Source organism: Streptomyces johnsoniae (genome assembly GCF_031845565.1).
GTDB classification, from domain to species: domain Bacteria; phylum Actinomycetota; class Actinomycetes; order Streptomycetales; family Streptomycetaceae; genus Streptomyces; species Streptomyces johnsoniae.
In genome coordinates, this window is record NZ_JAVREV010000015.1 from 192,467 (window position 1) to 204,152 (window position 11,686).

At 72.6% G+C, this 11,686-nt stretch carries 11 protein-coding genes; 4 read left to right on the plus strand and 7 right to left on the minus strand.

All coding sequences use genetic code 11. From position 1 onward, the window contains the following. Window positions 1–23 precede the first annotated feature (23 nt). The 6 genes from RM779_RS24995 to RM779_RS25020 all read right to left on the minus strand — a co-directional run bounded on the left by RM779_RS24995 (window position 24) and on the right by RM779_RS25020 (window position 5,560). Window positions 24–245, minus strand: coding sequence for a hypothetical protein (locus RM779_RS24995; protein WP_311619999.1), 222 nt, complete (start codon window positions 243–245; stop codon window positions 24–26). After that, window positions 242–424 carry a hypothetical protein gene (locus RM779_RS25000; RefSeq protein ID WP_311620000.1) on the minus strand — a complete coding sequence of 61 codons (183 nt, stop codon included), beginning with the start codon at window positions 422–424 and terminating at the stop codon, window positions 242–244. The genes RM779_RS24995 and RM779_RS25000 overlap by 4 nt, the downstream gene beginning before the upstream one ends. Window positions 425–569: 145 nt before the next feature. Beyond that, window positions 570–893 (minus strand): hypothetical protein, encoded by a 324-nt coding sequence (locus RM779_RS25005; RefSeq protein WP_311620001.1) that lies wholly within the window; start codon window positions 891–893, stop codon window positions 570–572. 108 nt (window positions 894–1,001) lie between these two features. Beyond that, on the minus strand, window positions 1,002–2,207 hold the full coding sequence (locus tag RM779_RS25010; RefSeq protein ID WP_311620002.1) for a helix-turn-helix domain-containing protein: 1,206 nt from the start codon (window positions 2,205–2,207) through the stop codon (window positions 1,002–1,004). Between the two features lie 155 nt (window positions 2,208–2,362). Next, window positions 2,363–4,495: a PQQ-dependent sugar dehydrogenase gene (locus RM779_RS25015; RefSeq protein ID WP_311620003.1), complete on the minus strand. Its 2,133-nt coding sequence runs from the start codon at window positions 4,493–4,495 to the stop codon at window positions 2,363–2,365. Between the two features lie 102 nt (window positions 4,496–4,597). Further along, a complete protein-coding gene (locus RM779_RS25020) occupies window positions 4,598–5,560 on the minus strand; it encodes a sugar phosphate isomerase/epimerase family protein (RefSeq protein WP_311620004.1) in 963 nt (320 codons plus the stop codon). Window positions 5,561–5,936: 376 nt separating this feature from the next. Here RM779_RS25020 and RM779_RS25025 point away from each other — a divergent pair, with 376 nt between their 5' ends. From RM779_RS25025 to RM779_RS25040, 4 genes are all read left to right on the plus strand, one after another. Then, window positions 5,937–6,752 (plus strand): alpha/beta fold hydrolase, encoded by an 816-nt coding sequence (locus RM779_RS25025; protein ID WP_311620005.1) that lies wholly within the window; start codon window positions 5,937–5,939, stop codon window positions 6,750–6,752. Between the two features lie 225 nt (window positions 6,753–6,977). Next, on the plus strand, window positions 6,978–8,291 hold the full coding sequence (gene thrS / locus RM779_RS25030) for a threonine--tRNA ligase (RefSeq protein WP_311620006.1): 1,314 nt from the start codon (window positions 6,978–6,980) through the stop codon (window positions 8,289–8,291). 132 nt (window positions 8,292–8,423) lie between these two features. After that, window positions 8,424–9,509 carry a LacI family DNA-binding transcriptional regulator gene (locus tag RM779_RS25035; RefSeq protein ID WP_311620007.1) on the plus strand — a complete coding sequence of 362 codons (1,086 nt, stop codon included), beginning with the start codon at window positions 8,424–8,426 and terminating at the stop codon, window positions 9,507–9,509. 135 nt (window positions 9,510–9,644) lie between these two features. Next, entirely contained in the window at window positions 9,645–10,652 is a 1,008-nt protein-coding gene (locus RM779_RS25040) for a hydroxyacid dehydrogenase (RefSeq protein WP_311620008.1), read from the plus strand. Here RM779_RS25040 and RM779_RS25045 read toward each other — a convergent pair whose 3' ends face one another. Beyond that, the gene (locus tag RM779_RS25045) at window positions 10,653–11,654 is read right to left on the minus strand and encodes a GNAT family N-acetyltransferase (protein WP_311620009.1); all 1,002 of its coding nucleotides are present in this window, start codon (window positions 11,652–11,654) and stop codon (window positions 10,653–10,655) included. Between the last annotated feature and the right edge of the window lie 32 nt (window positions 11,655–11,686).

Here is an 11,686-nt window from a genome sequence, read left to right on the forward strand (position 1 = left end):
CCCTCCCTGCCACGCGGGGGCGGTCACCTGGGGCGGGCGGCCCACCGGACGGTGCCGCTGGTCATGGTGAACGTCTCGCCGGTGGTGAACTCCAGTCGTTTGGTGCCGCGGTGCATCGTGGTGAGGTCGCGGACGGTGAAGTCCTGTCCGCCGATCGCCAGTCGGTCGCCGCGGCGCACGGTCTGCGCGGTGACTTCCACGGAGGTCATGACCTGGCCGGCCCGGGCCAGGGGCCTGCGGGTCATGGTGCGGTCCTTTCGGTCCGGGCGGTGTCGGTCAGCGGTGGCGCGGGCGGCTCGCGCAGCGGCTCCGCAGGGGGGACCCAGGCGCGGGCGGTGTAGACCAGGGCATCGCAGTGAGGGCAGTACGCGCCGTCCGTGCGGCGGTCGAGGACGCCGGGGTGGTGGCAGGCCGATGCGGGCACGAACGCTCACTCCTGCGAGCCGATGACGAGGAGCAGGTTCGCCGCGATCGGCGATTCGCCCGCGCGGCGCAGCGTGGTCACCGGGCCTGTTCCAGTGCCTCGCGCAGGGCGTCGGGGTCGGTCAGGCACGTGGCGGTCGGCGGGATCAGCCACCGGAGCGATTCGCCGTCCGCCCATGGCCGCCGATGCCCTCGGCGGGCGGGACCAGCGCGGCCAGACCCGCCCCGATGACCAGCATTCCACCGGCCCGCGGCCACCCGTCGGCCGAGCCGACGGGTACCAGCCACGTCATCGTGCGCAGCGCTTGATCCTCGATCACCGGCCCGGACCGCTCGCGTAGTACGCCCACCACACGGGTACCGGCGAGCGAGGTGACGCGAACCGCGTCCCACCACCGGCCGGACGGCAACACCGCCGCACCACCGGACGGCAACCACTCGGGCAGGGTCTCGGAGGCAGCTCTCGACATGTTCGCTCCTGTGACAGATCATGTGCTGACCGTCACAGCGTGGCGTGTGCAACAGTCCGTGGTGTTCCCGTAACTGGGAACAACAGGGGGTGTTGCCTCGTAGCGCGTCTACAAGCCGACCCAGGCCGCCAGCGATGCGAGGGTGCCCGGGACCGCGCGCGACCGACGGACCAACACGCCGACCGTCTCCCGCATCAGCGGGTGATACCGAGCCTGCTGTGGCGCCGCCTCGCGCGCCCGGAACAACTCCTTCTGCGCCGCCTCCGACCGGCCCATCCGCGAGTAGGCCCGCGCCAGCTCCATGTGATAGCGGCCGACCCGCATCCGCGGGTGATCCGCCGGGAACCGCACCTTCCGCGCGGACTTCATCGCCTCGCCGAGCTGCCCCAGCTCGACCGCGGTCGCGACATCGAAGTGGGCGACACTGGTCAGCCCGAACGACGCCCAGTACACCAGGGGCACATCCCTGCCGATGCGGTCGGCGACGGCACGGGCCTCCGCCATCCGTTCCTTGACGTCCTCGGCGTTCTTCGCCTGCGCCGTGGCGATGGCTCCCGCGAGGTGGAGACTCCCGGATACCGCGAGCGCAGGCACGGAACGGGGTGCGTCGTGCTGCGCCACCAACTGGTGGGCGCGGTCGAGGACGCTGAGCGCCATCGGGTTGTCGCCACGGCGCAACAGCATGCTCGATCGGCGCTGGAGCCGTAGCGCGAGGAGCAGCGGGTCCTGGGCCTGCTCGCCCATGAAGCCCATGCGTTCCAGTGCGATGGCGGCGAGGTGGTGGAACCCCAGCCGGTAGGCGAATTCGTAGGCCACCCAGTAGCACCATGCGAGTTGCGCAGCGGCTCGGCGGCGCTCGGCTCCTTCCGGCAGACCGCTGATGATCGTAGTCAGCTCGGACAGCAGCGCCGGCAGCCGGTCACCGGTCCTGGTGTACTCAGTCGCGCAGGCCGCTTTGCACAGCTCGTCGACATCGGCCGACACCTGCTGGAGCGGCCTGGGCCGGATGCCCGGATCGGGTCCGAGGTCGTACATGTCGAGGGCGTAAGTCAGCGACGCGATCATGCGGTCGAGCTGGTCCTGCCGCATCTCTTCGAGGTACGGCTGGCCGTTGAGCACGGCAACATCGACTTCGAGCGCGCGGGCGACGGCCGCGACGACGGCGGGGGAGGCGGGCGACAGCCCTGCCTCGATCTTCGCAATGGTGCCCCGGGAGACGAACGCGCGCTGCGCCAAGCCCGCTTGGGTGAGGTGACGCAGCTTCCTGTAGTCGGCGATCCGTGCGCCGGTGTGGTCGTCAGCGGGATGTCGCATGCTGAACTCCGTTCTGAACTCAGGCACTCAGGACGGTACCTCCCGTAAGTACACGGGTGAACAGCGAACAGCCCCGCCATAACCGGCGGGGCTGTTGTGCTGCGGCCGTTCTGTCGGCCGTTCTGTCGGCCGTTCTGCGGGCGGCGTGGGTGTCGTCAGTGGGTGGGCGTCAGTACGACCTCCGCCCTGCCGGTGACCGGCGGGGTGCCGACATCGGAGCCGGGGTCGGTGTAGGAGGCGTTGAACACGCCGGCGAGATTGTCCTCGCCCTCGTGGCCCTCCGGGTGCGACGTCTGGATCGTTCCGGAGCAGCCGGTGGCGGAGGACTGCGGGTGGCCGTGGGTGTCGTGGCCGAGGATGTACGACACGGTGACCTGGGCGCAGTCGACCGGCTGGTCGTCCGTCACCTCCACCTCGAACGCGACCTCGTCGCCGAAGGCGAACTCGTCCCCGTCCTGCGGGGTCACGAAGGTGACGACCGGCCGGTCGTTGCCGACCGAGATCTCCACCTCGGCCGACGCGGAACGCCCGCGGTGGCGCCCGCCGTGGTCGGTCACCTGGAGGCTGGCCTGGAAGAGGTCGTTCTCCTCGTAGGTGTGCTGCGGGTTCGGCTCGCGGGAGTCGACCCGCCCGTCCGAGTCGAAGTCCCAGGCGTAGCTCAGGCGGTCGCCCTCGGCGTCCGTCGTGCCCTCACTGGAGAACGACACGGTCAGCGGCGCGTCCCCGGACGTCACGTCGGCGCTCGCCACCGGCACCGGCGAATGGTTGCCGCCGGACCCGATGTGGTCGATGCGGGCCAGCTGCGCCGCGTCGTTCTCCGCGAAGTAGCCCTCGCCGTACTCCAGGACGTACAGCGCGCCGTCGGGGCCGAACTCCATGTCGATGACGCCCCAGAACTCGATGCCGGGTACCACATCCTCCATGTCCGTCAGCTCGCCCGACTCGTCGAAGTGGAAGCCCTTGATGTAGTGGCGCGTCCACTCGTAGAACAGCGGGACGCCGTCGTACTCACGCGGCCAGGCGACCGGGTGCCGGCCGATCGCCGTCCACGGGTTGTAGTCGTACGCGGGGCCGGCCATGGGCGCCACGCCGCCCTCGCCCAGCTCGGGGAACTCCTCGGACGGTGAGCCCGGGTACCAGACGTCGGGCTGTTCGACCGGCGGCAGTTCGGTGAGGCCGGTGTTGTGCGGCGACTCGTTGACCGGCGCGGCGCAGTCGAACGCCTCGCCCGACGTCTCGGTGGCGAAGTCGTAGTCCATGTACGGCAGGTCGGGCGTCACGCAGTAGGGCCAGCCGTGGTTGCCCGCGTCCCTGGCCACGAACCACTTGCCGTGCCCCTGAGGACCGCGCTCCGGGTCGGGTTCGCCCGCGTCCGGCGAGTAGTCGCCGACGAACAGGTCGCCGGTCTGCCGGTCGATCTCGATGCGGAACGGGTTGCGCAGGCCCATGAGGTAGATCTCCGGGCGGGTCTGCGGGGTGCCGGGGGCGAACAGGTTGCCCCGCGGAATGGTGTACGAGCCGTCCCGGCCCACCCGGATGCGCAGCACCTTCCCGCGCAGGTCGTCGGTGTTGGCCGCGGTGCGCTGCGCGTCGAAGGCGGGGTTGCGCCCCTCGCGCTCGTCGATGGGCGTGTAGCCGCCCGACTCGAACGGGTTGGTGTCGTCGCCCGTGGCCAGGTACAGGTCGCCCCTGCCGTCGAACGCGATGTCGCCGCCGACATGGCAGCACACGCCGCGGTCCGCGTCGACGTCCAGGATCTGCTGCTCGGAGTCCAGGTCGATGGTGTCCCCGTTCAGCTGGAAACGGGACAGCCGGGTCACGCCCTCGAACGGCTCGAAGTCCGCCGGCTCCCCGGTGGTGGGCGCGTCGCCCTCATTGACGTCCGGGGTGTCCGGGTTGTCCACGGGGGTGTCGAGAACGGGCGCGTAGTACAGGTAGACCCAGCGGTTGGTGAGGCCGTTGAACCCGGGGTCCACGGCGATGCTCTGGAGGCCCTCCTCGTCGTGCTCGTACACGTCGAGCCGGGCGGCGAGCGTATTGAGGCCGCTGTCGGGGTCGTTGAGCCAGACCTCGCCGTTCCTGGTGGTGTGCAGGACCCGGGAGTCCGGCAGGACGGCCAGGTCGATCGGCTCGCCGGGCGTGTCGTTGAGGGTGACCTTCTGGAACGCTTCGTCGGCGGGGGCGGTTTCGTCCGGCGGATGGTTCTCGTGGGCCGCCGCGGGGACGGGGGCGGTCAGCAGCCCCGCGGCCATGAGCGCCGCGGTGGCAAGGATGGGCAGGTTGCGCATGACGACCTTTCGTGGCGTTCCGGCCGGGGCGGGCAGCGCCGGGCAGGAACCGGTCGGGTTCTTCTGGGTGTTCGTAAGCGAGAACGGCGCGGCGGCCGGACCTCAGCAGCGCCCGTGACGGAGGTAGGCGTAGCCGACCTCGGCGGTCTGCTGGGGCGTCACGTCCGGGGTGTCGTTCTCCACGATGTACTCCTTGACCGGATGGGCCCGGAAGATTCGCTCGAAGTCGATCATCCCGGTCCCCACGTCGACGGTGTCCCCGGTGTCCGGGTCGCGGTCCTTGACGTGGTACTGGAGCACACGCTGCGGCGCGGACCTGATGACGTCGATGGTGAAGCGCTCCGGGTCGCGGACTCCGTCGCCGCTCTCGATGCCGCCGGTGACGGCCCAGTGGATGTCGATCTCCAGGTGCACCAGACGCGGGTCGAGCTCCGAGGTCAGCACGTCCCAGGGCGTCACGCCGCCGCCGAGGTCGCGGGTGAACTCGTGGGCGTGGTTGTGGTACCCGTAACGCACGCCGTGGCGCCGCGCCCTGGCCGCCTCGTGGTTCATCTGCTCGGCGAAGCGCTTCCAGTCGTCCAGGACCTCGGAGTCCAGGTACGGCACGTTCATGTACGACTGCCCCAGCGTCCTGGCGTCGCGCAGCTTGGTCTCCAGGGCCTGCTCGTCGGCGCTGATGTCGTTGTGGCTCGACGTGGCCCGGACGCCTATGTCCTCGTAGAAGGCGAGCAGTTCCTCCGCGGTGCGGCCGAAGAGGCCCAGGGCCTGCTCGACCCGGGGGTACCCGATGCGGGCCACCGCGCGCAGGGTCTCGTCGAAGCCGCGCTCGCCGTTCAGGTCGTCGCGCATCGAGTAGATCTGAAGACTGATGCGCCCCGGGGGCACGAGCGGGCGCCCGCGCCGGTGCGTGTGGGCGTGCGCGCCCGGCGCGGTGGCCACTCCCGCGGCGAGCGCGCCGGCGCCCACCGCGCCCGCGAAGGCGCCCCTGAGCATGGCGCGTCTGCCGGGGCCGCGCTGGGCACGCGCGGCGCTCAGCGCCTGGTCATCCGGAAATCCGTAACACATGGCGGCTCCTGTTGGGGAAGGTCGGTACTACGGCGGGCCCCGCCGCGGGCTCGCGGAACGGGGCGCGGGGCCGGTGGGGCGTGGACCGGGGCGAGTACGGCGGGCCGGGGATCGTGGGCCGGGGATCGTGGGGCGGGGGCACGCGCCGGAGGACGCTCGGGCGTGCGCTCATCGAGGGTCGCGTGCCGGGGTGTTCGTCGATTCCTGCGGGCCGGACGTCTCCGGCGCGCCTGCCATGGCCGACAACGTAGGAACGACTTTCCTCATAGTCAAGAGAAAGTTCCGCACTTTTGCGCGAAACCCTGTCCAAGAGCGGTACAAAGCCCCGGAAGCCCGCCGGCGCACGCCCCGCGTTCCGGCTGCGTAGGGTCGGGCCATGCCCACAGCCATCACCAGGGGCGGCGTCACGCTCCACCACCAGACCCGAGGTCGCGGCGAGCCGCTTCTGCTGCTGCCCGGTCAGTCCAACAGCCACCACTGGTGGGACGGCGTCCGGGAGGACTTCGAGGAGGCCGGCTACCGCACCACGACGTTCGACTACCGCGGCACCGGCGCGAGCGACAAGCCCGACCTGCCCTACAGCACCCGCGAGTTCGCGGCCGACGCCGTCGCCGTGCTCGACGCGCTCGGCGTGCGGCGCGCCCACGTCTACGGCACGTCCATGGGCGGCCGGGTCGCCCAGTGGCTCGCGGCCGACCACCAGGACCGGGTCGCCGCGCTCGTCCTCGGCTGCACCTCGCCCGGCGGCGAGCACGGCGTGGAACGCGGCTACGACGTCAGGAAGGCGCTGTCGCAGCCGGACCGCAAGGCGGCGGGCCGCACCCTGCTCGAACTCATGTACACGCCTGCGTGGTTGGCCACCCACCGCGGCCCGTACCGGACCGTCGGCGACCCGGGCATGCCCGCCCACGCCCGGCGCCGCCACCTGGCCGCGAGCGCGGAGCACGACGCCTGGGACGCGCTGCCCCGCATCACCGCTCCGACCCTCGTCATCCACGGCACCGACGACAGGTTCAACCCCGCGGCCAACGTCCCGCTCCTGGCCGGCCGCATCCCGAACGCCACCACGCACCTCGTTCCCGGCGCCAGGCACGCCTACTTCGAGGAGTTCCGCGAGACCGCCTCCCCGGCCGTCCTCGACTTCCTCGCCCCCCACCGCCAGCTCGCCGACCCGGGCGTCGAGCCCGGGTGAACGTGGACAAGGCGGAGGCGGGGATGGACGGAAAACGATGTCTATCCGTGCGATCCGGCGCGGGGCGCTCTGCTACGGTTGCCGGTATGAAGCGCGCTGTGTTCGAGACGACGACGCCGGAGAGTGTCCCGGCGCGCTGACAGACGTTCTGTTTTCAAGCCCCGGGGCGAGTGCCCCGGGGCTTCTTCCTGCGGTCACCCGTCCCATGACCGCGAGGAGACCCCCATGCAGGACCAGCCCGCCGTTCCCGGCCACCGCCACGACCACCGCAGACTCGGCCGCGAACTCGGCATCTTCGGCACCGATCCGCTGATCGGCGCCGGACTGCCCTACTGGCTGCCGGACGGCGCCGTCGTGCGGCACACCCTGGAGGAATACATCCGCACCGCCGAGCGCCGCGGCGGCTACCGGCACGTGTACTCGCCCGTGCTCGGCAAGCGCGAACTGTACGAGATCTCCGGGCACTGGTCGCACTACAGCGACGACATGTTCCCGCCGGTCGACCTGGGCGGGGAACAGGTCGTCCTGCGGCCGAGCCTGTGCCCACACCACGCCGTGATCTTCCGTTCCCGCGGCCGCAGCTACCGCGAACTCCCGCTGCGCATCGCGGAACTGGGCGGCATGTTCCGTTCCGAGCTGTCCGGCGTGCTCGGCGGGCTGACCCGCGTGCGGTCCATCCAGCTGAACGACGCGCACATCTTCTGCACCCTCGACCAGGTCACCGAGGAGGCGCGGGCCGCCCTGGAGCTGATCCGCGCCGCCTACGAGGCGCTGGGCATCCGCGCCGCGCGCTACCGCCTCTCCCTCCCGGGGGAAGGCGGCAAGTACGTCGCCGACCCCGGCATGTGGCGGCGGGCCGCGGCGCTGCTGACCGACGTCCTGGAACGGTCCGGGCTGCCCTACGAGGCCGTCGAGGGCGAGGCGGCGTTCTACGGGCCCAAGATCGACGTCCAGGTCACCGACGGCGCGGGCCGGGAGTCCACCCTGTCGACCGTCCAGATCGACTTCCACCAGCCCGAACGCTTCGACCTTTACTACACCGGCGCGGACGGCGGCCGCCACCGGCCCGTCATGGTGCACCGCAGCATCATCGGCAGCGTCGAACGGGCCGTCGCCCACCTGATCGAGCAGCACGGCGGGGCGTTCCCGCCCTGGCTCGCGCCCACCCAGCTGGTCGTCCTGCCGGTGTCCGACGCGGAAGTGCCGCACGCCGCCGCGCTGGCCCAGCGGTGCGCCGAACGCGGGCTGCGGGCCGAGGTCGAAGGCCCGGAGCGCGGCAGCCTCGGCGCCCGCGTCCGGCAGGCCAGCCTCGTGCCGTACCAGGCGGTCATCGGCGCCAGGGAGGCCGCGGCCGGTCAGGTGTCGCTGCGGCTGCGGGACGGGCGCCGCCCCGGCCCGCAGCCCGCCGAGGCCGCGCTCTCCCGCATCGCGGCACTCGTCGGCGCGCACCGCACCGTGCTGTGGGAGGACGAGGGGGACGGTGAGGGGAACGGGAACGGGAACGGGAACGGGAACGGGAACGGTGGCGGGGGCGTCTGAGGCACGGCACGAACGGCCGTTCCGCAGCCCGCCGCGCCCGGAACTCGCCCGCCCGCGCGGCCCCGTTCCGAAGGATGCGCGGGCCGCGCCACGGGGGAGGGCCCGCGTGGGCCCGCGGTTAAACTGGCGCGTGTGACGACGCAGACCGGGCAGCCTGGCGGCGCCGCGACGGGACGGGCCACGCTCAAGGACGTTGCGCACCGGGCCGGTGTCTCGGTGCCGACGGTCTCCCGGGTCATCGCGGGCAACTACCCGGTCGCCTCGGCCACCAGGCGGCGCGTGGAGAAGGCGCTGCGCGAGCTGGACTACGTGGCCAACACGCACGCCAGGGCATTGCGCGGCCACGGCGCGCAGACCGTCGCGTTCGTGCTGAAGGACGTTCGCGGGCCGTCGTTCGCCGAGGTCGCGCACGGTATCGAGGAGGAGGCGTCGCGCCGCGGGCGGTTGTGCCTGGTGTGTGTCAGCGGGGGCGATCCCGCGCGCGAGCTGGAGGCGGTGCACCTCATGCGGCAGCAGGGCGCCGAGGCCGTCATCCTCATCGGCAGCGTCCGCGACGACGAGCCGTACCGGCGGCAGATGTCGGCCATCGCCCGTTCCCTGCACCAGTCCGGATCACGGCTGGTGCTGTGCGGCCGGCCGGCCCCGGGGGATTCCGTGCCCGCCACCGTGGTCGAGTACGACAACGAGGGCGGCGCGCACGCGATCACCAGCCGCCTGCTCGCGGCGGGGCACCGGCGGGTGCTGTTCTTCGGCGGTGACGCGGAGCTGACCACCAGCGCGGAGCGCCTGGCCGGGTACCGCAGGGCGCTGTCGGACTTCGGCGTTCCCTTCGACGCGGCGCTGGTGGAGAAGGTGCCCTTCGACCGCGGCGAGGCATACCTGAGCATGCGTGCCCGGCTGCACCGGGACCGGGATTTCACCGGCGTGTTCGCGCTCACCGACGCCGTGGCCGCGGGCGCGCTGCGGGCCCTCGCGGAGGCGGGGCTCTCCGTGCCGCGGGACGTATCACTCGTCGGCTTCGACGACGTGCCCCCTGCCACCGATCTGCGCCCCCAACTCACCACCGTGCACGTGCCGTACGAGGAGATGGGCCGTACCGCGGTCCGGCTGGCGCTCGACCGCCGCGGGGATGGCCCGGGCGTTCCCGAGCAGCACGTGCTGCTCGGGACGCACGTCGTCGTCCGCGAGTCCGTCGCCCCGCCGCCGAAGGCGGACTGAGCCCGCGGCCGAAGGCGGACTGAGCCCGTGGCCGCGCCGGGCCGCGGGCCGCGCACATCTGCGGGAAGTTGACCGCGCGGTTCGCCGCCTCCTAGATTAGAGAACGATTTCTACCGCCCGGGAGGGACCTTCCTCATGTCCGCACGTCCCTCTGCGCTGTTCGTCCTGGACGCCAAGCACCTGCCGATGCTCTTCCCGCCCGCGGTGCTGTCCCGGCTGACGGCCCTGGCCGATATCGACCCGGGGCTGGTCGCGGCCGACTTCCGCGACCCGCGGATCGGGCCCCTGCTGCCGTCGCTCGACGTGTTGATCACCGGCTGGGGCTGCCCGCAGGTGCCCTCCGAGGTGCTGGCCGCCGCCCCCCGGCTGCGGGCCGTGCTCCACACCGGCGGCTCCGTCCGCCACCTGCTCCCGACGCGGGAGTGGCAGCGCGGCCTCGTCGTCTCCTCGGCCGCCGCGGCCAACGCCCTGCCCGTCGCCGAGTACACGCTGGCGATGATCCTGCTGGCCGGGAAGGACACGCTCGGGCTCGCCGACCGCCTCCGTGCCGAACGCCGGTTCACGCTTGGCGAGATTCACCCCGGCATCGGCAACCTCGGCCGCCGCGTCGGCGTCATCGGCGCCTCCCGCATCGGCCGCCGCGTGATCGAGCTGCTGCGGCCCTTCGACTTCGACGTCAGCCTCTACGACCCCTACGTGGACGACGCGGCGGCCGGCCGGCTCGGTGTGCGGTCCTCCGGCCTCGCCGAGCTGCTCGCCGACAGCGACATCGTCAGCGTGCACGCCCCGGCGAACGACGGGACCAGGCACCTGATCGACCGTTCCGGTCTGGCCCTGATGCGCGACGGCGCCGTCCTGATCAACACCTCCCGCGGGTCGCTGGTCGACACCGGGGCGCTGACCGCGGAGCTGGCCGCCGGGCGGCTGCGCGCCGTCCTCGACGTCACGGAGCCGGAGCCGCTGCCCGCCGACTCCCCGCTGTACGGCCTGCCCAACGTGCTGCTCACCCCGCACATCGCCGGCTCGCACGGCAACGAGCTGCGGCGCCTCGGGCTCACCGTGGTCGAGGAGCTGGAACGCCTGCTGGCCGGCGCGCCCCTCCTGCACCGCGTGACCCCCGAGCAGCTCGACCGGGCCGCCTGATCAGGCGTCCACCAGCACCGGCCGCGCGGGCGGCCCTTCGGCGAGCAGCCGGGCCAGCAGCCCGGGCAGCCCGGCCGGGCGCAGCACGTCCGCCGTGGCCGCCAGCTCCTGCTGCGTCCACCAGCGGTGGCCCGTGACGCGCGCCCGTTCCAGCTCGTCGAAGCCGGACGTGTCGATCTCGCAGACCGGCACCCGCGCCAGGAAGTAGCGCTGCCGCAGCTCGTGCGCGACGCCGCCCCACCGCGCGATCACCGGCCGGCCGCGCCATACCTCGCCGCTCAGCCGCACCCCGGTCAGCCCGGTCTCCTCGCGCAGTTCGCGCAGGGCCGCCTGCTCGTGGCTCTCGCCGGGTTCGAGGCCGCCGCCGGCCGAGTACCAATAGGTCGTCCCGTCCCTGCGCCCGGAGAACAGCAGCAGCCGCCCCTCGCCGTCCACCAGCAGAACGCGCGCCGCGGGCCGCGGCACGGGCACCGCTCCGGGCGGCGGGCCGAACGCCCGCTGGAACAGCCGGTATTCCCGCGCCTCCCCGGCCGCGGCGAAGCCGAGCCGCCCCAGCACCGCCGCGCCGCGCCGGTTGGCGCCGGTCACCGCCGCGTACACGTCGCGCGCGCCGCGCACGTCCCCGGCGTGCGCGACGGCCGCGCGCGCCGCGGCCGTCGCGAAGCCGCGCCCGGTGTGCCGTTCGTCCAGCCAGTACGCGATCCGGTAGCGCGAGGCGGCCGTCGCGATCAGGTCCACCCGCCCGACCAGGCTTCCGCCCAGTCGCAGGCCGAACCGCACGGAGCCGTCCGACGGCACCTCCGCCAGCTGCTGCCCGATCCACCCCGGATCGGACGACCGTTCGTCGTCCCAGTCCGCGTACCGCCCCACGTGCTCCCGGTTCGCCGCCAGCAGACCCACGTACTCCCCGGCGTCCGCGGCCAGCAACTCCCGCAGCACGAGATCGGGTTCGGACGTCGGTATGCAGGCCCCACCATCCGAACCATCCCGCCGATGCGTCATACCGGCGTACCTTAACCGGGCCCGTGACATGC